Here is a 22,354-nt window from a genome sequence, read left to right as displayed (position 1 = left end):
AGACGATTTCCTGTCCCACATGGTATATTCACGTTTGATTTGTGAGATTTGTCTCCACGAGATCAAATTTTTTCTTTGGTGTCAGGGTTGCGCTGGGACGCGGTGGAACGCTTAGAATTTCCCATATATTGATGATTTTTGGTAGCGTAACACTCTATATTGCGCATGAATTTGTTGTGGTTGATCGCAACCTTAGTGCTGGCACTCCAGTCATTTCCAGTAAGTTCCATGAATTCCCAAAAAAGTGTTGATCGGTGAGGAAACTGCTGGCACAACAGTGTCACGGTAATGACGAATTTGATTTCCAAAGGGGCAAAATAAGAACCCCAACCGGCGAAAGTTGCAGGTTTCATACAGGCTTCGCCATTACCCAACAGATCCGGCGCGTGAGCGAGCAGACATCCCCCCAGGTGGCACGCGCAGTCGGACTTCCCGCAAAGGGACGAAGGCGGCGGATTGTGCAGTGGCAGCAGCGCAATCCGCCGTTTTCACATCCAGAGGAATTCAGGGGGCAAGGGCCGAGGGACAGTGGTTCTGAGTTTTACAGGCGAACACACCCAAAAGGTGGACAGCAAGGGGCGCATGTCGATCCCTGCTGATTTTCGTCGTGTTCTCGAAGCTGGCGATCCCGAGTGGACGCAAGGCCTGAACCCCAGACTTTATTTGCTTTACGGCGATCACCTGAAAGAAACGTTGCACGTCTATACGATGGACGGGTTTGCCGAGATTGCCGACCAGATCAATGCGATGCCGAAAGGTGATCCTGGCAAGATGCGCCTGTCACGTTTGATCCTTGGTCAATCCATCAGACTCGAAGTCGACAAAGACGGCCGCACAGTAATGCCGATCCGTCAGCGCCAGAAGCTGGGCCTGACTGATGGAGAGCTCTACTTCAGTGGCGTCGGTGACCACTTCGAAATCTGGAAAGCAGAGACATATGAGGAAACCGTTGGTCAGTCGATGGCTGACTGGTTGGCCGAACAGCCCGATGATTTCGATCCGCTGAGTTTGCTAGGTACGTGAGGGTCCGATGTCAGCTGCCGCAGACGAAACCCCACACATTCCTGTCCTGATCAGGCCGCTCATCGCAGCGGTCTCGCCTGTTTCCGGGGTCTGGCTTGATGGCACTTTTGGCAATGGCGGATATACGCGCGCGCTGCTTGAGGCTGGCGCCGACACGGTGATCGGTGTGGACCGTGATCCGCTGGCCTTCGAAATGGCATCGCATTGGGTTCCGACATACGGCGACAGGATCAAACTGGTGCAGGGCGTTTTTTCAAAGCTCGACGACTACGCCAGCGACCTCGATGGCGTGGTCTTGGATCTGGGCGTCAGTTCCATGCAGTTGGATCTTGCTGAGCGCGGTTTTTCATTCATGCGGGACGGGCCATTGGACATGCGCATGTCACAGGAAGGGCGGTCCGCCGCTGACATCTGTAACGAAGCTGAGGAGGCAGAAATTGCTGATATCATCTATCTTTACGGCGAAGAACGCGCGTCGCGGCGGATCGCTAAAGCGATCGTGGCCGCGCGACCTCTCGACACTACGCTCGCGCTGGCGAAAGTGGTGGAAGGGTGCCTCCCGCGTGCAAAACCTGGACAATCACATCCGGCCACGCGCACCTTCCAGGCGCTCCGCATCGCGGTCAACAATGAATATGGTGAGCTCGCAGAAGGGCTAATGGCGGCCGAGCGGGCGCTGAAACCCGGTGGCCAGCTTGCCGTTGTGACATTCCATTCGGTCGAGGACCGGATGGTCAAAAGGTTCTTTCAGGCCCGATCAGGCAATGCGGCCAATGCCAACCGGTATGCCCCGGCGCTGGAAGAGATCACTCCGGCGTGGAAGGTCAGTCAGCGCAAGGCGATCGGACCTGACGAACAGGAACTGGCCGAAAACCCGCGGTCGCGCTCGGCAAAACTGCGTGTCGCTGTGCGCACAGATGCGCCTGCCGAACCGATTGACCCAAAGGACCTGGGCATGCCGATGAAAAAGGGGCGGAAGTAATGCGTGGTTTGTTTTACGTGCTCTCGGCTTTGGCGGTCATGGGCTTGGCCTTCTGGGCCTATCAGGAAAACTACAAAACACAGTCGGCAATTGCTGACGTGCGTGATCTGCACCAAGAAATCGGTGCTGCTCATGAACGGCTGCGCGTCTTGAACGCAGAGTGGGCGTATCTCAACCGGCCTGACCGTTTGGCGGATCTCGCCGATTTGAACTTTGACCGGCTCGGCCTCTTGCCGTTGATGCCGGAGGCGTTTGGAAGTGTTGATCAGGTTGCTTTCCCCCAGCAACCGCTTTTGCCGATTACGAATGCAATCGAGCTGTCTTCTGACAATGCAGGATCGGAGAGTGGACTATGATCCGGACACCACTCCGCCCGCTCGCAGCAGTCCTGCGCGCCAGAGAGAAGGGGGAAAACCCTGCCGCAATCGAAGCTGCCAATAAGGCGCGACGGCATGCCGCCATGGCTGACAAACAGCGTCAACGCGCTGAGGGGCGTTTGTTGGTGCTGGGGCTTGCGTTTTTCGTCGCCTTCGGCGTGATCGGAATGCGGATGGGTGCGCTGGCATCTTCCGTGCCGGAGGAACCCCGCGCGGTTGTGGCGGGCAATCCCATCATCGGGCAACGTTCTGACATCATTGATAGAAATGGTCGTATCCTTGCGACCAATCTCCAGACGCATTCGCTCTACGCCCATCCTCAGGACATGATTGATCCTGCGCGGGCAGCCCGTGAATTGGCTGCGATCTTTCCAGAACTCGATGCCGCAGAACTGCATGAAGATTTCACAGGGGATCGACGCTTTCTCTGGATCCGTCGCCAGATCAGCCCTGAGCAGATGCAAGAGGTCCATGATATTGGCTCGCCTGGTCTTTTGTTCGGGCCACGCGAAATGCGGCTTTATCCCAATGGCCCGATTGCCGCGCACATCCTTGGCGGCGCAAGCTACGGTCGCGAGGGCGTCTCCTCTGCGGAAGTGATCGGTGTGGCTGGTGTTGAACGGCAATTCGATGGCTTCCTGCGTGATCCGGCAAATGAAGGTGCGCCGCTACAGTTGTCGCTTGATCTGACGGTGCAAGCCGTCACCGAGCAGGTCCTGGCAGGCGGCATGTCGATCATGAACGCCAAAGGCGCCTCATCGGTATTGATGGATATTCACACAGGCGAGATTGTCGCAATGGCCTCTCTGCCGGACTTTGATCCCAACAACAGACCTCGCGTTCTGACAAGCGGCGACCAGTCAGACAGCCCGCTGTTCAATCGTGCTGTTCAAGGTGTCTATGAGCTAGGTTCCGTGTTCAAGATCTTCACTGTTGCGCAGGCAATGGAACTGGGTCTTGTCAATCCCGACACCATGATCGACACGCAAGGGCCGCTGACGTGGGGTCGCTTCCGTATCAGGGATTTCCATGACTATGGGCCGCGCCTGAGTGCGACCGACGTTATTGTTGAATCCTCGAACATTGGTACCGCGCGGATCGCCATGCAGATCGGTGCGGAGCGTCAGCAGGACTTTTTGCGTAACCTCGGTTTTCTTGAGCCGACCCAGATCGAGATGATTGAGGCGCCAACAGGGCGTCCGCTTGCACCGCGGAATTGGTCGGAAATCTCCACCATGACGATCTCTTACGGTCATGGTTTGTCGTCCTCGCCGCTGCATCTGGCGGCGGGCTATGCATCGCTTTTGAATGGCGGCACGCAGGTGCGCCCGACGTTATTGCGTCAAAGTGAACCCCAGCAGGGGCCGCGCGTGATCAGCGCGGCGGTCAGCGCGCGTTCGCGCGATATGCTGCGTCAGGTGGTGACCCGCGGGACAGCATCATTCGCCGAGGTTCCAGGCTATGCGGTGGGTGGCAAAACCGGCACCGCCGACAAGCCGCGCGCCGCCGGTGGCGGCTACTACGATGACAAAGTCATTGCGACCTTTGCGTCGGTTTTCCCGGCTCACAACCCGCGTTACGTTTTGATCGTCACCCTTGATGAGCCCACCGAAACATCCGGGACAGAGCCGCGCCGTACGGCGGGATGGACGGCGGTGCCCGTTGCGGCCGAGATGATCCGCCGCGTCGCGCCCTTGCTGGGTCTCAGACCACAGGTGGACAGCGCTCAACAGGTCGGTGTAACTCTCACCTCAAACTAATACGAGGTGGACGATGAAGTCGCTGGCAGAACTGGGGCTGAGGGCGCAAGGCGGGCGCGAGGCGCAGATCACCGGATTGGCCGTCGATAGCCGTGATGTGAAACCGGGCTTTCTCTTTGCTGCGCTGCCAGGTGCACGCGTCCATGGTGGCGAATTCATCCAATATGCCTTGCGTATGAAAGCAGGCGCGATTCTGACCGACGCCACTGGTGCGGAGCTTGCAAAAAGTGAGCTCGCTGAAAGCGATGCCGCATTGATTGTCACGGAAGACCCCAGAGAGGCGCTGGCCCAGACAGCCTCGCTGTGGTTCGGGGCGCATCCTGCGACCGTTGTGGCAGTGACCGGAACCAATGGCAAAACCTCGATCTCCAGCTTTTGCCGTCAGATCTGGGAAGAACTGGGGATTGCAGGCGTCAACCTTGGAACAACGGGCGTTGAAGGTGTCTGGACACATCCTCTCGCGCATACGACACCTGAACCGATTACCCTCCATCGCGTGATGGCCGAGGCTGCGCAAAACGGTGTCACACATGTTGCGATGGAAGCGTCGTCGCATGGTCTTGATCAGCGCCGCCTTGATGGCGTGATCCTGAAGGCAGCGGGATTTTCGAATTTCACGCAAGATCACCTTGATTATCACAAGACCTTTGAGGCTTATTTTGATGCCAAGATGGGTCTTTTCCGCCGTGTTTTGCCTCAGGACGGGACGGCGGTCATTAATCTTGATGATCCTAAAGGGCCCCAAGTTGCGCAAATCTCTAATGAGCGCGGACAATCGGTCATGGGCGTAGGACGCCATGCCGATGCGCGGTTGAAATTAACAGGGCAACGCTTTGATGCGACAGGCCAGGACTTTCTGTTCCAGTGGGACGGCAAATCACGTCAAACGCGCCTGAATCTGATCGGTGGTTTTCAGGCCGAGAATGTCCTTTTGGCAGCCGGTCTGGTGATTGCTGCTGGCGCTGACGCCGACGCGGTTTTTGATACTTTACCGCATCTGAAAACAGTACGTGGGCGGATGGAACTTGCTGCAACACGCGAAAGCGGTGCTGCGGTATTCGTCGATTACGCGCATACGCCTGACGCCATTGAGACCGCGCTGAAAGCCATGCGGCCTCACGTGATGGGGCGGATCATCGTTATTGTCGGAGCCGGTGGGGATCGCGACACGTCCAAACGCCCGTTGATGGGCAAAGCGGCGGCCGAGAATGCTGATGTCGTAATTATCACAGACGACAATCCGCGGTCTGAAGATCCTGCCACGATCCGCCGCGCTGTAATGGATGGGGCGTTGGACATTGGCGATCCGGCAGTGATCAGTGAAGTTGGCGACCGGGCTGAAGCGATCCTGAGAGGGGTCGATATGTTGACCGCAGGTGATGCGTTGCTGATTGCAGGAAAAGGGCACGAGACCGGTCAAACCGTTGGTGATACGGTGCTCCCTTTCGATGATGTTGAACAAGCCAGCGTGGCTGTCGCTGCATTGGAGGGCCGGATATGAGCGAATTATGGACCTCCGCAGAGGCAATGGCCGCCACCGGCGGGCAAACCACTGGCGATTGGACAGCCACAGGTGTTTCAATCGACACGCGCACACTTCAGCCGGGTGATCTTTTTGTGGCGCTCAAAGACGTTCGTGATGGCCACGACTTTGTTGCGCAAGCACTGGAACTTGGTGCCGCTGCTGCGCTTGTGTCCCGCAAACCTGAAGGTGTGCCAGATAGCGCCCCGCTTTTGCTCGTGGACGATGTCCTTAAGGGACTTGAGGCGCTTGGTCGCGCAGCCCGCGCACGCTCGGCGGCGCGCATCGCAGCAATCACAGGTTCAGTCGGCAAAACGTCGACAAAAGAGATGCTGCGCACCGTTTTGGGGCGGCAAGGAAAGTGTCATGCCGCAGAGGCTTCTTATAATAACCACTGGGGGGTGCCCCTGACGCTTGCGCGGATGCCAGCGGATACCGAATTTGCGGTGATCGAAATTGGTATGAGCAATCCGGGTGAGATTACACCGCTATCGCGCATGGCCCGGCCTCACGTCGCTATGGTGACAACAGTTGCTGCAGCGCATCTGGCGTCTTTTGACGATCTGTCGGGCATTGCTCATGAAAAAGCCTGCATCATGGATGGTATGGAGCCAGAGGGCGTAGCGGTGCTGAACGGGGATGTAGATACCACCCACATACTGCAAGCGCATGCAGATCACGTCGGGGCGCGCAAGGTTCTGTTTGGTGAAAACGAGCTCGACTGGATGGTCGGAAATGTCCAGATCAAAGGCGATATCACCGTGATCAAAGCCAGACATGGTGAAGAGGACTACCTGTTCAAGCTGTCAGTTCCTGGCAGGCATTTTGCGGTGAATGCCGTTGGCGTTCTCGCCGTGGTCGAGGCATTGGGTGCTGATCCTGTCGCTGCCTCACTTGATCTCGCGGCCTGGGTCCCACCAGCGGGCCGCGGCACGCGAGAGGTCATCGTCACCGATGGCGCCAACGAAGGCGAGAGCCTCGAACTCCTGAACGATGCTTTCAACGCGAACCCGACTTCACTTGCTGCATCCTTGGAAGTGCTTGCGGCCTCAACACCGACACACAATGTCGGACGCATCGTCAAGGGACGGCGCGTCGCGATTTTGGGCGATATGCTGGAACTGGGGCCTCAAGAGATCCAGATGCACAGCGAGATGGCGCAGAATCCGCATCTTCAGCAACTGGAGCTTATTCACTGTGCAGGTCCGCTGATGCGTCATTTGTGGGAGGCGTTGCCGGACCGGCAACGTGGCCAGTGGGCTGCGACGGCAGCCGAACTCGTCCCGAAAGTGACACATCTGGTCGATGCAGGCGATGTTGTGCTGGTCAAAGGGTCTAAAGGGTCCAAAGTCAGTCTGGTCGTTGACGCCATCCGTAAACTGGGGCATCGCCTCTCGGATCAAGACGAAGGATAACCCATGCTTTACTGGTTGACCGCACTTTCCGATGGCGGAGACTTTTTCAACCTCTTCCGCTACATCACGTTTCGCGCGGGCGGAGCCTTCATGACAGCGCTGCTATTCGGATTCATCTTTGGGAAACCTCTGATCAACGTTCTGCGCCGCACACAAGGCAAAGGCCAACCTATCCGCGATGACGGACCGGAAGGTCACTTCGTCAAAGCCGGGACCCCGACAATGGGCGGTCTATTGATCGTTGGCGCACTGACTTTCAGCACGCTGCTTTGGGCACGGCTCGATAATCCGTTCGTGTGGATGGTGCTGTTCGTGACCTTATCGTTTGCAGCCATCGGCTTTGCTGATGATTATGCAAAAGTCTCCAAACAGTCGACTGGTGGTGTCTCAGGTAAAGTCAGGATTTTGTTGGGGATATTGATTGCTGGGATCGCCGGCTACTGGGCTGCGGCCTATCACCCTGATGACCTGACACATCAGCTTGCCTTGCCGGTTTTCAAAGACACGCTGATCAATCTGGGAATTCTTTTTATCCCATTTGCAATCATTGTGATTGTCGGTGCCGCGAATGCGGTGAACCTGACAGATGGGCTTGATGGGCTTGCGATCATGCCAGTGATGATTGCTGCCGGTGCATTCGGGGTGATTGCCTATGCGGTCGGTCGCACCGACTTTACCCAATATCTTGATGTCCACTATGTGCCTCATACAGGTGAGCTCCTGATCTTCACGATGGGTTTAATCGGTGGAGGTTTGGGCTTTCTTTGGTATAACGCACCCCCTGCAGCGGTCTTCATGGGCGATACGGGGTCTCTGGCTTTGGGCGGAGCGCTGGGCGCAATCGCTGTGGCCACAAAACACGAGATCGTTCTGGCAATTGTCGGCGGGCTCTTCGTGGTTGAGGCGCTCTCGGTGATTATTCAGGTGCTGTACTACAAGCGGACAGGGAAGCGGGTCTTCCTGATGGCCCCGATCCATCACCATTATGAGAAAAAGGGATGGGCCGAGCCGCAGATTGTCATCCGTTTCTGGATTATCTCTCTGATCCTCGCCATGATTGGGCTCGCGACGCTGAAGGTTCGTTAGGGGGCAAAACCAGATGATTCCGGTCCAAGGCTATGAGGGGCAGGTCGTGGCGGTCTTGGGCCTTGGGCGGTCAGGTCGCGCTACAGCGGCGGCGCTGAAAGCAGGCGGTGCTATTCCAGTCGTTTGGGATGATGGGGCCAGTGCGCGCGAGGCCGCTTATGACGCAGGTTTTGACATCAGAGACCTGACGAAAGCGGGCGCGTTTGATGATGTCGCCGCGTTGATCGTCAGCCCTGGAATTCCGCACCTTTATCCCAAACCAAACCCCATCATTGCCGCCGCGTGGGATGCCGATGTCCCCGTCGACAACGATATCGGACTATTTTTCCGATCTTTCGCAACACCGGATTGGGATAATTTTGATACGACACCCAAGGTGATCGCGATTACAGGGTCAAACGGCAAATCGACGACATCGGCATTGATCCATCACATACTTGTGGAAAATGGTCGGCCTTCACAGTTGGCAGGGAACATCGGACGTGGTGTTCTCGATCTTGAACCAGCCCATGACGGCGAGGTGATCGTGCTGGAACTCTCGTCCTATCAGACTGACCTTGCCCGAAGCCTGACGCCAGACATTGCCGTCTGGACCAACCTCACGCCAGATCACCTTGACCGTCATGGCGGGTTCGGCGGGTATTTTGCGGCCAAGCGTCGGCTCTTTGCCGAAGGCGGGCCTGACCGCGCCGTGATTGGGGTTGATGAGGCTGAAGGGCGCTATCTCGCCAATCAACTCAGTCAGGGACGCGGAGACGACCGTGTGTTGCGCATCTCTTCGGGGCAAAAACTGACCGGCGATGGTTGGACTGTCTTTGCTCGCAAGGGCTTTCTGGCAGAGCATCGCAAAGGCCGGCAGGTTGGGTCCATTGATCTGAGGAAAATCAAGGGATTGCCGGGCGCGCATAACCACCAGAACGCCTGCGCCGCTTATGCGGCCTGTCGTACCTTGGGTCTTGGCCCAAAGGGGATTGAGGCTGCCATGCACAGCTATGGCGGCTTGCCTCACCGCAGTCAGCTGATTGCGGAGCAGAACGGTGTTGCTTTCATCAATGACAGCAAGGCCACGAATGTTGATAGCGCGGCCAAGGCTCTTCAGGCCTTCTCCAAGATCCGTTGGATCTGCGGCGGATTGCAAAAAGACGGCGGGCTGGATGGACTGCTGCCATATCTTGACCACGTCGTGAAAGCCTACGTCATCGGTCGCGAGGCGGAGGATTTTGCCAGACAGTTGACTGGTGCAGATGCGGAAGTTTGCGGCACAATGGCCGCTGCGGTTGCGCAGGCAAAAGCTGATGCGCAGTCAGGTGAGACGGTGCTCCTTGCACCTGCGGCTGCATCTTTTGACCAGTACGATAGTTTCGAAAAGCGGGGCGAGGACTTTATTGCCTGCGTAAAAGCCGCTTTGGCGTAAACAAAAGAGGGAACCTAGCCGGCAGCGATAGCCTTGCCGGCTGCCCATCCTGATGACCACGCCCATTGGAAGTTATAGCCACCAAGCCATCCAGTGACATCCACGCATTCCCCGATGAAGTAGAGGTTGGGAACGGATTTGGACATCATCGTTTGGGAAGAGAGCGCATCGGTGTCGATGCCGCCCAAGGTCACTTCAGCGGTGCGATAACCCTCTGATCCAGCCGGTTTCACCTCCCATGCTGAAAGTGCCGCCGATATTTCGCCGAGGCGCCTGTCGCTCTGGTCAGCTATATTGCCGGAAAGGTTCAGATCGGCGCTGAGAAACTCGACCAATCGTGTGGGCAGATGTTGTGCCAGCACCGAGGTCAGCGCCTTGCGTCCTTGTGTGCTGCGGTCTTGCTGCAACTTTTGCAGCAAGGTCCCGGACGGATCAAGGTTGAGGGTGATTGCCTCGCCTTCTTCCCAGTAAGAGGAGGCCTGCAAGACCGCAGGCCCCGAAAGCCCACGATGGGTAAACAGGATAGCCTCGTCAAAACTGGTGCGGGCCGTCGTCACCCGCGATGGCGCGGCAACACCGGCTAGCGGTTTGAATTTCTCGTCCGAAAAGGTCAGCGGAACAAGGCCGGGGCGGGGAGCGACGACCGGAATGTCGAACTGAGACGCGATCTGGTAGGCAAGCCCTGTGGCGCCCATCTTTGGAATAGATTTTCCGCCGCAGGCCACGACAAGCTTTTGCGCTTGGATCGTGGTGCTGCGACCGCTTTTTTCGACGATGACGCGGAAGCCTTCGGCATTGCGGCTGATGACTTTCACGTCGGTCTGCAGCCAAAGCTTCGCGCCGGACTTTTCCATCTCGGCCCGTAGCATAGCGATGATGTCTTTGGCGGTGGTGTCACAGAACAACTGTCCAAGCGTTTTTTCGTGCCATTTGATCCCGTATTGATCAACGAGCGCGATAAAATCCCACTGCGTGTACCGTTTGAGGGCCGATTTCGCAAAGTGCGGGTTCTGGCTGATAAAATTCTGCGGACTGGCGTAGAGATTTGTGAAATTGCATCGACCGCCGCCCGATATGCGGATCTTCTCGCCTGCGGCTTTGGCGTGATCAATGACAAGTACATCATTACCCGCATGTGCTGCACACATCATGCCAGCGGCCCCGGCGCCTATGATCAAGGTTTCGACGTTCATGCGCGGCATATGCCGGAGGCGATGCGGAAATTCAAACGTTCAAACAGTGGAATCTGTCAGGGCAGGGCGGCGTCGGAAGAAGCGTCGGGCTTCCAGCATTTTGTGTAGAATCGAAGCCCAAGGCGGTCTATGGTGGATTCAGACCCGGAAAACGGGCGTTAGAGGCAGTATGGCGGTAAATCCATGACGGAAATGGTCTATGGCACGGTTCCCGTGCAATCGGGCGATCCAGTCCTTCCCCGTTGGTGGCGGACAATCGACAAATGGACAATGTCCTGTGTTCTCGTCCTTTTTGGGATCGGTTTGCTTCTTGGACTCGCGTCGTCACCACCGCTGGCGGCCAAAAATGGTCTGGAACCCTTCCATTACGTGACAAGGCAGGCAGTTTTCGGCGGTCTGGCGATGTTTGTGATGCTCGTGGTGTCGATGATGTCTCCGACCCTTGTACGCAGACTTGCTGTGATTGGTTTCTTTGCCGCGTTTGTTGCTTTGGCACTGTTGCCATTTCTGGGAACGGACTTCGGCAAAGGTGCAACGCGCTGGTATTCACTGGGCTTTGCGTCCGTGCAGCCGTCAGAGTTCCTGAAGCCCGGATTCGTCGTGATGGCAGCATGGTTGCTTGCGGCGTCCCAGCAGATTGGTGGACCCCCGGGGAAAATCTACTCGTTTGTCCTGACTGTGATGATCGTGCTGATGCTTGCAGCGCAGCCTGACTTTGGTCAGGCAGCCCTGATACTGTTTGGCTGGGGTGTCATGTATTTCGTGGCCGGTGCCCCGATGACCATCCTGATTGTGATCGCGTGTCTTGTGATCGCAGGAGGGGTGCTTGCCTATAACAGCTCTGAACACTTCGCCCGCCGCATCGACGGGTTCCTATCCCCCGATCTCGATCCGACGACGCAGCTGGGCTATGCGACGAACGCCATCCGCGAAGGAGGCTTTTTTGGTGTTGGGGTCGGTGAGGGTCAGGTGAAGTGGTCGCTGCCTGACGCACATACCGATTTCATAATCGCGGTCGCAGCCGAGGAATACGGGCTGATTTGCGTGCTTCTCATCATCGCGCTTTATGCTGTCATCGTTGTCCGGTCGTTGTTGCGCCTGATGAAGGAACGGGACGTTTTCATTCGCCTCGCTGGCACCGGCCTTGTTTGCATCTTCGGCGTTCAGGCCATGATCAACATGGGTGTTGCGGTCAGATTGCTGCCGGCCAAAGGCATGACCTTGCCCTTCGTGTCCTACGGCGGATCGTCCCTGATCGCTGGCGGTATCGCCGTTGGTATGCTGCTGGCCTTCACCCGCAGCCGTCCGCAGGGCGAGATGGGTGACATCTTGCTGCGCAGGGCCAACAGATGAGCGCACCCTTGCTGATTATCGCGGCCGGTGGCACAGGCGGTCACATGTTCCCCGCGCAGGCCTTGGCCGAGGCTATGTTGGCGAAAGGTTGGCGGGTGAAGCTCTCCACAGATGCCCGTGGCGCGCGCTACGCCGGTGGTTTTCCAGACGCGGTAGAAGTCAATGTTGTCGGGAGCGCGACTTTCGCTCGTGGCGGGATTTTGCAGAAATTTGTTGTTCCATTCCGCATTCTGACAGGAATTGCCGCAGCAAAGTGGCGCATGATCAAGGACCGGCCAACTGTTGTTGTCGGTTTCGGGGGATACCCTGCGATTCCTGCGATGTCAGCGGCTTGGGTCTTGCGACTGCCGCGCATGATCCACGAGCAAAATGGTGTGCTCGGTCGGGTGAACCAGCTTTTTGCCAAGCGGGTGAATCGTATCGCCTGTGGGACATGGCCCACCGAGCTTCCACGTGGGGTCGAAGGCGTCCACACCGGAAACCCCGTGCGCGCCGCAGTGCTGGAACAAGCAGGATCACCATATATCGCGCCCGGTGACTATCCGATGTCGATCCTGATACTTGGCGGCTCACAGGGCGCGCGCGTGATGTCCGACATCGTGCCCCCAGCGATAGCCGCGTTGCCGGAGCACATCAGACGCCGCGTCCGTGTAGCCCAACAAGCGCGCCCTGAAGATATGAAGCGCGTGACTGACTACTATGAAAGCGAACTGTTGACGGCTGAGGTCGAGACGTTTTTCGAGGATGTCCCGCGCCGCATGGCTGATGCACAACTTGTCATATCGCGCTCCGGGGCATCCACGGTGGCTGATGTCAGTGTTGTGGGCCGGCCCACAATCTGGGTGCCATATGCCGGTGCGATCCGTGACGAACAGACGGCGAATGCGCGGCAAATGGTCGAAGCCGGTGCCGCTGTTTTGATGCAGGAAGACACATTCGAGGTCGCTCCGCTGACCGCGAAGCTGACAGAACTTTTGTCTGATGAAGCCGGCATGATGAAGATGGCACAGGCCGCACTCGCCTGTGGCGTTCCTGACGCCACAGAGCGCCTTGTCAAAGAGGTTGAGAGTCTGGCAGAGGGACAGCAGAAATGATGGATGGAACCGCACTGATGAATGCTGCAACCAAATTGCCAACCGATATAGGGCCGATCCATTTTGTGGGCATCGGCGGCATAGGCATGTCCGGGATTGCCGAAGTGCTGTTGAACCATGGTTACACGATTCAGGGCTCTGACCTGAAAGAGACAAAGATCACCAAGCGCCTCAAAGATCTTGGGGCAATTGTTTACGAGGGTCAGAGAGCCGAAAACCTGGCAGGGGCGCAGGTCGTCGTCATTTCGTCCGCGATCAAGCCAGGCAACCCTGAACTCGACGCCGCTCGCGCTCTGGGGTTGCCGGTGGTGCGCCGTGCGGAGATGCTGGCCGAGTTGATGCGGCTGAAATCAAACGTGGCCGTTGCCGGGACACACGGTAAGACGACGACCACGACTATGGTGGCTGCTCTGTTGGATGAAGGCGGAATCGATCCGACGGTCATTAACGGTGGGATCATTCACGCCTACGGCTCAAATGCCCGTATGGGGCAGGGCGAGTGGATGGTGGTTGAAGCTGACGAAAGCGACGGAACATTCAACCGACTGCCCGCGACAGTTGCTATCGTCACAAATATCGACCCTGAACATATGGAGCACTGGGGTACGGTGGAGGCGCTGCATAAGGGTTTTTTCGACTTCGTCTCGAACATTCCGTTTTACGGATTGGCTGTCTGCTGCACTGACGACTCCGATGTTCAGACACTTGTGGGCAAGATCAGTGACCGGCGGGTCCGGACTTTTGGCTTTAACGCACAAGCAGACGTCCGCGCGATCAACCTGCGCTATGAAGCTGGCGTGGCGCATTTCGACATTGCGCTGCAGGCAGAGGATGCGCTGATTTCCGACTGTGTGCTTCCTATGCCGGGCGATCACAATGTCTCGAACGCGCTGGCCGCGGTTGCTGTGGCACGTCACCTCGGCATGAAGAAGGGCGAGATCCGCACAGCACTTGCCGGGTTCAAGGGCGTCAATCGCCGGTTCACAAAGGTTGGCGAATATAACGGCGTGCCGATCATTGATGACTATGGCCATCACCCTGTAGAAATCACAGCCGTCCTGAAGGCAGCACGCCAGGCCGCAACAGGGCGCGTGATTGCTGTCCACCAACCACACCGTTTTTCACGCCTTTCACATCATTTCGATGAATTCTGCGCCTGCTTCAACGATGCCGATATCGTCGGGATTTCGGAAGTCTTTGCCGCAGGTGAGGACCCGATTGAAGGCGCGACCCATCGTGATCTTGTTGCCGGACTCTCGCGTCACGGGCATCGTCATGCGATCGTTGTTGAAAGCGAAGATGATCTTGCCAATCTTGTTCTAGCAGAGGCGAAACCAGGCGACATCGTCGTGTGCCTTGGGGCAGGCACGATCAGCGCATGGGCGAATGCACTTCCGGCGAAATTGGCAGGCTGATCGCGGACGATGGCTGATCCATGGGTCCTGATTGGTCTATGGGTCTTGCTGTCATTTGTGATGGCGGTCCTTCCGTCGAAAGATAATCACTGGCGTCGCGCCTACGTTCTGATCATCGTCGGTTTACCGTTGCTCGTTTGGCTTTTCTGGCGACACGGTGTGTTTTTTGGGTCCATCGGCCTCATCGTTGGGTGCCTCATTCTGCGCTGGCCGGTTTATTACTTCTGGCTTTGGGTCAAAAGGCGGCTCGGTACCTGATGGCGGACCTCGCGATAATCGCCATTATGCTGGCCAGCGCGGCAATTCCCTTTGTCTGGCTGACCAGATTGGTCAGACGCGGCCACAGTGGACTGGCTTTGACGATTCTCAGCATTCTGGGCGGCGTGCTCGCGGTTCTGCTCTATGCCAGTGGGCGTCCCTTTGGCCTTGATCCTGTGCAAGCGATGGGCGCTTCGCTTCTTCTGATTATTCCAGCGTTAGCGGGAGCTTGCGCAGGTGCGCTCTTGGGGTGGCTACTGCGTCGCAGGGATGATCGCGGGCCGAGGTCGGACTGAGGTGCTTTGCCTTTGTGGCGTCCTGGTTTATCTGGTCAATCGCAATATTCGGTAAGAGCGCGAAGGCATAGCAGTTATGGACAATCTCCCCCAGGTGCGTGGCACGATCACACACCAAAAGTCGTTGGCAGAATTGACTTGGATGCGTGTCGGGGGCCCTGCCGAAGTGCTGTTCTTGCCGGCAGATCAGGATGATCTCTGTGAATTCCTGAAAGAACTGCCTCCTGAGATACCGGTTTTCCCCATGGGTGTTGGCAGCAACCTGATTGTTCGTGATGGTGGCGTGTCGGGTGTGGTGATCCGCCTTGGCAGGGGCTTCAATGACATCAGTATCGAAGGCGAGCATGTCACAGCCGGTGCCGCAGCTTTGGATGCGCATGTTGCCCGTCGTGCCGCCGATGAAGGTCTTGATCTGACATTTCTGCGGACCATTCCCGGTGCGATTGGCGGCGCGGTGCGCATGAATGCTGGATGCTACGGCACCTATGTCGCAGATGTTCTTGAAAGCGTGACCATCATTCGGCGGAATGGTCAAGTTGAAGAACGGGACGCAGCAGACCTCAATCTCGCCTACCGTCAGAGCACATTACCTGATGGGTCCATCATCGTTTCGGCCCGCTTCAAAGCCCAAAAGGCGGACCCGGATGTGCTGCGACAACGCATGAAAGACCAGCTTGCAAAACGTGACGAAACGCAGCCCACGAAAGACCGCACCGCTGGATCGACCTTCCGAAACCCTGCAGGATTTTCCTCGACCGGACTGGCTGATGACGTGCATGACCTGAAAGCTTGGAAGGTCATTGACAATGCAGGCATGCGCGGTGCGCGAGTGGGCGGTGCTGTGATGAACGAAAAGCACTCGAACTTCTTGACGAACGCTGGCGACGCGACTGCTGCCGATCTGGAAGATCTGGGCGAGTTGGTGCGGAAAAAGGTTTACGATTCCCAAGGCATTGAGTTACAGTGGGAAATCATGCGGGTCGGCGTCCGGAAAGGCGAAGACACCGCACAATAAGGGTCAAAAAGGCCCCGACCTGAAGAGCAGGTCATTGAAATTGACGGGTCGGCAAAAGACCCGCGAAAGAGGCGGTGGGTATGTCGAGCAGGGCAAACCCGAAAGTAGTTGTCCTTATGGGCGGCCCCTCGGCTGAGCGTGAAGTGTCGCTTAGCACGGGCCGCGAATGTGCAACGGCTTTGCGGGACGCAAATTGCGAAGTGATCGAGGTCGATGCAGGGCCCGACCTTGCCGCACGCCTTCTCGAAATCAAGCCCGATGCCGTTTTCAATGCTTTGCATGGCCGATGGGGTGAAGATGGTGCCGTTCAGGGTCTGCTTGAATGGTTGCGTATTCCCTATACGCACTCAGGTATTCTGGCGTCAGCGCTGTCGCTCGACAAGCAGCGGACCAAAGATGTCTATCGCAAAGCCGGGCTTCCCGTGGTCGAGAGCATTCTGGCCGATGTAGATGATGTGCGCCGTGCGCACGTCTTGCCGCCACCCTACGTGGTAAAGCCCTACAACGAAGGATCGAGCGTCGGCATTTACATCGTTGATGAGGCAGCGAATGGTCCGCCTCAGTTGGCTGACGATATGCCATCGACTGTCATGGTGGAAACCTACGCTCCAGGTCGTGAACTCACAACGACTGTGCTCGGCGACCGCCCGCTGACAGTGACGGACATCATCACGGATGGTTGGTACGACTATCACGCCAAATACGCAGAAGGCGGTTCGCGGCACGTTTTGCCAGCCGATATTCCGACAGAGATTTTTGATGCCTGCATGGACTATGCGTTGCGAGCGCACCAGGTCCTCGGGTGCCGGAGTCTCAGCCGGACCGATTTTCGGTGGGATGAGAGCAGGGGGCTCGATGGTCTGATTTTGCTTGAGACAAATACGCAGCCTGGCATGACACCGACGTCGCTGACGCCTGAACAGGCAGCGCATGTCGGTATCAGCTTTCCTGAGCTTTGCCGCACCTTGGTGGAGGATGCGTCATGCGACCGTTGATCCGTCGTGATACGCCATCTGCACCTTCGCGCGATCCGGCGCCGTCGCGCTTTGGGTATCGCCTCCAGCGTTTGATGCTCACCCCCGGTTTTCGCGGCACGGTCAGAATCGGCGTGCCACTTCTGTTGATCGGGGCGATTGCCGGGTCATGGTATTCCAAGCCTGAGAACCGGATTTTTCTGTCGCAGACCATCGCGGAAGCACAGCGCGATTTTCAGGAACGTCCGCAATTCATGGTGCGTGGTTCGCGGATCGAAGGCGGTGGTGCAGAGGTGACGGAGATCGTTTCTGCGTTCTTGCCGGATGCATATCCGCTGTCTTCCTTCGATATGGACCTTGATGCGATCCGCGTAGAAATCGAAGCCCTTGATCCAATCAAATCGGCCAGCGTGCGTGTCGGGCAAAACGGCCTGTTAGAGGTTGACCTGACGCCGCGCGTTCCGGTCGCGGTTTGGCGTGACGGTCAGGACTTGCGGTTGATCGATGCGGCAGGGGTTGTGTCAGGGCAGATTTCGGCGAGATCCGAACGTTCGGATTTGCCGCTGATTGCTGGCGAAGGCGCTGAGGCTGAAATTGCCGAAGCCTTACAGTTATTCGCGACGGCGGGCCCGCTTTTGCAGCGAGTGAGAGGCCTTGTACGCATGGGCGAGCGACGTTGGGACCTTGTTCTCGACGGAAATCTGCGGATCCTTCTGCCTGATCGCGGCGCGCAACGCGCGCTTGACCGGGTTCTGGCGCTTGATGCCGCGCGTGACATGCTGAGCCGTGACATCGCCGTCGTCGACATGCGAAATCCTGCAAGACTGACCCTGAGACTGAACGAAGAAGCGGCAATTGCGCTGCGGCGCATCAGCTCTGGCAACGAAAATAATAACGAGGTGGGCAACTGATGGGCGATTTATACGATAGCCAAAGGGCGATGCGCCAAATGCGCAAAGCGGCAATGCAACGGGGTGTTGTCGCCATTCTTGACGTCGGCACTTCAAAAATTGCCTGCTTGGTGCTTCGCTTTGACGGACCGGAGCAGTTTCGGGGGGCAGATGGTGTCGGATCACTGGCAGGACAGTCCCAGTTTCGCGTGATTGGTGCTGCTACAACGCGGTCTCGCGGGGTGCGTTTCGGCGAGATTGACGCCATGCAGGAAACCGAACGGGCAATCCGCACGGCCGTGCAGGCCGCTCAGAAGATGGCGAATGTGCGCGTCGATCATGTGATTGCCTGCCTCTCCGGTGCGCGTCCACGGTCGTACGGTCTGGACGGCGAATTGAATATCGGCGGCGGTATGGTCAGTGAACAAGACATCAGTCAGGTGATGGCAAACTGTGACGTGCCCGACTACGGCGCTGATCGTGAAGTCCTTCACGCACAGCCCGTAAATTTTGCATTGGATCACCGGTCCGGTCTGGCCGATCCGCGCGGACAGATCGGGACGAGCTTGACCTGTGACATGCACATGTTGACCGTCGACATGACCGCCATCCAAAACCTCTTTTACTGCATCAAGCGCTGTGACCTTGAATTGGCGGGTATCGCCTCATCGGCATATGTCTCCGGCATGTCCTCACTTGTCGAGGACGAGCAAGAGCTTGGTGCGGCCTGTATTGACCTCGGCGGTGGCGCCACCGGCATCTCGGTCTTCATGAAGAAACACATGATCTATGCCGATAGCGTGCGCATTGGTGGAGAGCATGTGACGTCCGACATATCCATGGGTCTGCAGATTCCAACGGCAACGGCCGAGCGGATCAAGACGTTTTACGGCGGTGTCGTCGCAACCGGCATGGACGACCGTGAAATGATCGAAATCGGTGGCGATACCGGCGATTGGGAACACGACCGCCGCACCGTCAGCCGGGCTGAACTGATCGGGATCATGCGTCCACGTGTCGAAGAGATCCTTGAAGAGGTCCGCGCCCGCCTTGATGCAGCAGGATTTGAACATCTGCCGAGCCAACAAATTGTTCTCACCGGCGGTGGCAGTCAAATCCCCGGACTGGACGGTCTAGCCAGCAAGATCCTTGGCCAGCAGGTGCGTCTGGGAAGACCCTTGCGTGTGCAGGGCTTGCCGCAGGCCGCCATTGGCCCTGCGTTCTCAAGCGCTGTCGGACTGACGCTCTTTGCCGCGAATCCTCAGGATGAGTGGTGGGATTTCGAAATTCCCGCAGATCGCTATCCGGCAAGATCACTGAAACGCGCGGTCAAATGGTTTAAGGATAACTGGTGATCCGCAAGATATTGCCATTACTCCGAAATCAGGCGGTGACCTAAAATATTCTGTCCAGATTTGGTGGCATTTTCTTGTTTTTATCGTGACCTTTCGGCATCACTTGGTTATTGTGAGTCTCAATAAGCAGTGATGGCCCGCGGGCACGGGCATTGATAAAAACAGGCGGATCAAATTATGACATTGAATCTCTCCCTTCCCGGGCACGACGAGCTGAAGCCTCGCATCACCGTTTTTGGTGTGGGCGGTGCAGGTGGCAACGCAGTGAACAACATGATCGAGCAGGCGCTCGACGGCACTGATTTTGTTGTTGCCAACACAGATGCACAGGCGCTGGCACAATCCAGAGCTGCCGCGAAAATCCAGATGGGTCTCAAAGTCACCGAAGGTTTGGGTGCCGGTGCGCGGGCCAGTGTCGGTGCCGCCGCTGCGGAAGAGAGCATCGAACAGATCGTAGATCACCTGGCGGGTGCCCATATGTGCTTCATCACTGCAGGTATGGGCGGTGGCACGGGAACCGGTGCTGCACCGATCATCGCGCAGGCCGCACGCGAGTTGGGCGTTCTGACCGTCGGTGTCGTGACCAAGCCGTTCCAGTTTGAAGGTGCCAAGCGCATGCGTCAGGCTGAGGCGGGTGTCGAGGCACTGCAAAAGGTCGTCGATACCCTGATCATCATTCCCAACCAGAACCTTTTCCGTCTGGCAAATGAGAACACTACCTTTACCGAAGCCTTCGCCTTGGCTGATGATGTGCTCTATCAGGGTGTGAAAGGCGTTACCGATCTGATGGTGCGTCCCGGTTTGATCAACCTCGACTTTGCGGACGTTCGCGCCGTAATGGACGAGATGGGCAAAGCGATGATGGGCACGGGCGAGGCAGAAGGTGAAAACCGCGCTATCCAAGCGGCCGAAAAAGCAATCGCCAACCCGCTTCTGGATGAGATTTCTCTTGAAGGCGCAAAGGGCGTGCTGATCAACATCACTGGTGGTTATGATCTGACGCTTTTTGAACTGGACGAAGCTGCCAACAAGATCCGCGAAAAGGTCGATGGCGATGCAAACATCATCGTAGGCTCGACCCTCGATACGGGCATGGAAGGCCGGATGCGCGTGTCTGTCGTCGCGACTGGCATTGACGCAGCAATCGGTGCAACAGAAACCCCCGTGCCGCGCCGCTCTATGGCTGCACCTTTGGCACCAACAGTAGCGCCAACTCCCGAAGCGCCAGTTGTTGAAGAGCCTATCGCTGCAACTCCGGCAGCAGCTACACAAGAACCTGGCTTGTTTGATGCACAGGAAGCCCCAGCGCAGCCTGCAGCGTTTGCCCCACGACCAGAGGCGCCAACAGCCGCACCTGCGCCTGAGGCTGCCGATGAATTGCCGCCACCGGCCTACCAGCCGCGTCCGGAACCACAACTCACCGAAGCGGATAGCTTTGTGGCACCGCGTGCGGCTTCGGCCGTCGCACCTGGGACACCTACGCCAGAGGCGCTGGCCCGTTTGCAGGCAGCCGTGAACCGCGTGCCAAAGGCTGAGCCGCAAGCGCCTGCAGCACAACCGCGTGCCGCAGCGCAGCCATCAGAGGCCGAGAAGCCACGGTTCGGGATCAATTCGCTGATCAACCGGATGACCGGTGCGCAAGCCGAAAGCAGCGCGCAGCCATCGCGTGCACAGCCACAAGTGACTGCTTTGCGTCAGGAGCCACAGCAGGATGAAGATCAGGAAAAGATTGAAATCCCGGCCTTCCTCCGGCGTCAGGCGAACTAAACGCTGAAACAGTTGAGACAGGACGTTACGTTCTGTTCACAAAAGAGGCCGCCAGTCAGGCGGCCTTTTGCATTTCATATCAGCTGCTTACGTTTTTTCTGCAGTTGCAGCATGCGGAATTGCATCAGATGTTTCATACCGTCGCAAAGCGTGAGTTGAGGATTGCAGCGCGGCAATCTACCTCGGTGGAGACAAAGAAAACGAACGGGACAACTGCGTTTGCAAACCACACTGCGCAACACGACGAGTTTTGAGGGAACGGGCCTGCACACAGGCGCGCCTGTTCGTGTTGTCGTGCATCCTGCACCGGCCAATCACGGGATCGCATTTCGCAGGGTGGATCAGACCGGCAAGCCGGTTTTGCAGGCGCTCTGGTCGGACGTCGTGGTTTCTCCGCTTAATACACGGTTGACCAATCGTGACGGCGTGACGGTCTCGACGATCGAACACATGATGGCGGCTTTGGCCGGATGCGGGATCCACAATGCTCTGATTGATGTCGATGGACCTGAAGTGCCGATCCTCGACGGCAGCGCAGCAGTTTTCGTTCGGGGCTTTGTTGCGACCGGTCTTCAGCGACTATCGGCGCCGCTGCGCGCGATTGAGGTTGTCCGCGAGGTCTCAGTCAAGGAGGGAGAGGTCTTTGCATCGCTCTCGCCATCGACCAGCCTGCAAATCGACTTCGAGATCAATTTCTCCGATGCCGCGATTGGCCACCAGAAGAAGACACTGAATATGGCCAACGGAGCATTTGTCCGTGAGCTGTGTGATAGCCGGACGTTCTGTCGTTCAGCCGACGTCGAAGCAATGCGGGCAAATGGGCTGGCGCTTGGCGGCAGTGTCGAAAACGCCGTTGTCGTCGATGGGGAAAAGGTCCTGACACCCGGTGGCCTCCGTCATAGTGACGAAGCTGTGCGTCATAAGATGCTTGATGCTTTGGGTGACTTATATACCGCCGGAGCACCTATTCTTGGTCGATATACAGGCCGCCGCGCAGGCCATGCGATGACAAACAAGCTGTTGCGTGCGCTGTTCGACACGCCGGATGCATGGCGTTGGGTTGACTGTGACCATCGCATTGCTGCCCGTTTGCCAGGTGTCGGCGTCACTGCTGCAGACCTTGAGGCTGTCGCCTGATTTCAGCACGGAGTGTTGAACACTACGG

General features: G+C 57.4%; 21 protein-coding genes. 19 read left to right on the top strand and 2 right to left on the bottom strand.

The features are described 5' to 3' along the window. Positions 1 to 62: 62 nt before the first annotated feature. Positions 63 to 353: a hypothetical protein gene (locus tag BM316_RS08435; protein WP_090206412.1), complete on the bottom strand. Its 291-nt coding sequence runs from the start codon at positions 351 to 353 to the stop codon at positions 63 to 65. A gap of 175 nt (positions 354 to 528) precedes the next feature. Here BM316_RS08435 and BM316_RS08430 point away from each other — a divergent pair, with 175 nt between their 5' ends. Genes BM316_RS08430 through murD form a run of 8 tightly spaced genes read left to right on the top strand, consistent with a single transcriptional unit; the run spans position 529 to position 9,579 of the window. Continuing rightward, positions 529 to 1,023 (top strand): division/cell wall cluster transcriptional repressor MraZ, encoded by a 495-nt coding sequence (locus BM316_RS08430; protein ID WP_090206408.1) that lies wholly within the window; start codon positions 529 to 531, stop codon positions 1,021 to 1,023. A gap of 7 nt (positions 1,024 to 1,030) precedes the next feature. After that, on the top strand, positions 1,031 to 2,005 hold the full coding sequence (gene rsmH / locus BM316_RS08425) for a 16S rRNA (cytosine(1402)-N(4))-methyltransferase RsmH (protein ID WP_090206406.1): 975 nt from the start codon (positions 1,031 to 1,033) through the stop codon (positions 2,003 to 2,005). Further along, positions 2,005 to 2,361 (top strand): cell division protein FtsL, encoded by a 357-nt coding sequence (gene ftsL / locus BM316_RS08420; protein WP_090206403.1) that lies wholly within the window; start codon positions 2,005 to 2,007, stop codon positions 2,359 to 2,361. The genes rsmH and ftsL overlap by 1 nt, the downstream gene beginning before the upstream one ends. After that, entirely contained in the window at positions 2,358 to 4,142 is a 1,785-nt protein-coding gene (locus BM316_RS08415) for a peptidoglycan D,D-transpeptidase FtsI family protein (protein ID WP_090206400.1), read from the top strand. The genes ftsL and BM316_RS08415 overlap by 4 nt, the downstream gene beginning before the upstream one ends. Positions 4,143 to 4,155: 13 nt before the next feature. Beyond that, positions 4,156 to 5,643 carry a UDP-N-acetylmuramoyl-L-alanyl-D-glutamate--2,6-diaminopimelate ligase gene (locus tag BM316_RS08410; RefSeq protein ID WP_090206397.1) on the top strand — a complete coding sequence of 496 codons (1,488 nt, stop codon included), beginning with the start codon at positions 4,156 to 4,158 and terminating at the stop codon, positions 5,641 to 5,643. Further along, positions 5,640 to 7,079 carry a UDP-N-acetylmuramoyl-tripeptide--D-alanyl-D-alanine ligase gene (locus tag BM316_RS08405; RefSeq protein WP_090206394.1) on the top strand — a complete coding sequence of 480 codons (1,440 nt, stop codon included), beginning with the start codon at positions 5,640 to 5,642 and terminating at the stop codon, positions 7,077 to 7,079. The genes BM316_RS08410 and BM316_RS08405 overlap by 4 nt, the downstream gene beginning before the upstream one ends. A 3-nt stretch (positions 7,080 to 7,082) precedes the next feature. After that, positions 7,083 to 8,165 (top strand): phospho-N-acetylmuramoyl-pentapeptide-transferase, encoded by a 1,083-nt coding sequence (gene mraY / locus BM316_RS08400; protein ID WP_090206391.1) that lies wholly within the window; start codon positions 7,083 to 7,085, stop codon positions 8,163 to 8,165. Positions 8,166 to 8,178: 13 nt separating this feature from the next. Continuing rightward, positions 8,179 to 9,579 carry a UDP-N-acetylmuramoyl-L-alanine--D-glutamate ligase gene (murD, locus tag BM316_RS08395; RefSeq protein ID WP_090206388.1) on the top strand — a complete coding sequence of 467 codons (1,401 nt, stop codon included), beginning with the start codon at positions 8,179 to 8,181 and terminating at the stop codon, positions 9,577 to 9,579. A gap of 14 nt (positions 9,580 to 9,593) precedes the next feature. Here the strand turns inward: murD and BM316_RS08390 are convergent, their stop codons facing one another. Then, positions 9,594 to 10,772, bottom strand: coding sequence for a BaiN/RdsA family NAD(P)/FAD-dependent oxidoreductase (locus BM316_RS08390; protein WP_090207765.1), 1,179 nt, complete (start codon positions 10,770 to 10,772; stop codon positions 9,594 to 9,596). 183 nt (positions 10,773 to 10,955) lie between these two features. Here BM316_RS08390 and ftsW point away from each other — a divergent pair, with 183 nt between their 5' ends. The 11 genes from ftsW (at position 10,956) to lpxC (ending at position 22,326) form a co-directional block, all read left to right on the top strand. After that, positions 10,956 to 12,125 carry a putative lipid II flippase FtsW gene (gene ftsW / locus BM316_RS08385; protein WP_090206379.1) on the top strand — a complete coding sequence of 390 codons (1,170 nt, stop codon included), beginning with the start codon at positions 10,956 to 10,958 and terminating at the stop codon, positions 12,123 to 12,125. Further along, a complete protein-coding gene (locus tag BM316_RS08380) occupies positions 12,122 to 13,219 on the top strand; it encodes a UDP-N-acetylglucosamine--N-acetylmuramyl-(pentapeptide) pyrophosphoryl-undecaprenol N-acetylglucosamine transferase (protein WP_090206377.1) in 1,098 nt (365 codons plus the stop codon). Before ftsW ends, BM316_RS08380 begins: the two co-directional genes overlap by 4 nt. Positions 13,220 to 13,236: 17 nt before the next feature. After that, entirely contained in the window at positions 13,237 to 14,634 is a 1,398-nt protein-coding gene (murC, locus tag BM316_RS08375) for a UDP-N-acetylmuramate--L-alanine ligase (protein WP_207493669.1), read from the top strand. Positions 14,635 to 14,643: 9 nt separating this feature from the next. After that, positions 14,644 to 14,892, top strand: coding sequence for a DUF2484 family protein (locus tag BM316_RS08370; RefSeq protein ID WP_090206369.1), 249 nt, complete (start codon positions 14,644 to 14,646; stop codon positions 14,890 to 14,892). Further along, positions 14,892 to 15,188 (top strand): UDP-N-acetylmuramate--alanine ligase, encoded by a 297-nt coding sequence (locus BM316_RS08365; protein ID WP_090206366.1) that lies wholly within the window; start codon positions 14,892 to 14,894, stop codon positions 15,186 to 15,188. The genes BM316_RS08370 and BM316_RS08365 overlap by 1 nt, the downstream gene beginning before the upstream one ends. Before the next feature lie 76 nt (positions 15,189 to 15,264). Continuing rightward, positions 15,265 to 16,203, top strand: a complete 939-nt coding sequence (gene murB, locus BM316_RS08360; RefSeq protein WP_090206363.1) for a UDP-N-acetylmuramate dehydrogenase — start codon at positions 15,265 to 15,267, stop codon at positions 16,201 to 16,203. Positions 16,204 to 16,283: 80 nt separating this feature from the next. Beyond that, a complete protein-coding gene (locus BM316_RS08355) occupies positions 16,284 to 17,198 on the top strand; it encodes a D-alanine--D-alanine ligase (RefSeq protein WP_090207762.1) in 915 nt (304 codons plus the stop codon). Then, positions 17,186 to 18,088, top strand: coding sequence for a cell division protein FtsQ/DivIB (locus BM316_RS08350; RefSeq protein WP_090206360.1), 903 nt, complete (start codon positions 17,186 to 17,188; stop codon positions 18,086 to 18,088). The genes BM316_RS08355 and BM316_RS08350 overlap by 13 nt, the downstream gene beginning before the upstream one ends. Then, entirely contained in the window at positions 18,088 to 19,422 is a 1,335-nt protein-coding gene (ftsA, locus tag BM316_RS08345) for a cell division protein FtsA (RefSeq protein WP_090206357.1), read from the top strand. The genes BM316_RS08350 and ftsA overlap by 1 nt, the downstream gene beginning before the upstream one ends. 177 nt (positions 19,423 to 19,599) lie before the next feature. Then, complete coding sequence (gene ftsZ, locus BM316_RS08340; RefSeq protein WP_090206354.1) at positions 19,600 to 21,189, top strand: cell division protein FtsZ; 1,590 nt, start codon at positions 19,600 to 19,602, stop codon at positions 21,187 to 21,189. Between the two features lie 219 nt (positions 21,190 to 21,408). Next, positions 21,409 to 22,326 (top strand): UDP-3-O-acyl-N-acetylglucosamine deacetylase, encoded by a 918-nt coding sequence (gene lpxC / locus BM316_RS08335; RefSeq protein ID WP_090206351.1) that lies wholly within the window; start codon positions 21,409 to 21,411, stop codon positions 22,324 to 22,326. Positions 22,327 to 22,354 lie beyond the last annotated feature (28 nt).

The organism is Yoonia litorea, assembly GCF_900114675.1.
Classification (GTDB): Bacteria; Pseudomonadota; Alphaproteobacteria; order Rhodobacterales; family Rhodobacteraceae; genus Yoonia; species Yoonia litorea.
The sequence above is the reverse complement of the archived record's forward strand: the minus strand, read 5'-3'. Positions and strand labels throughout refer to the sequence as shown.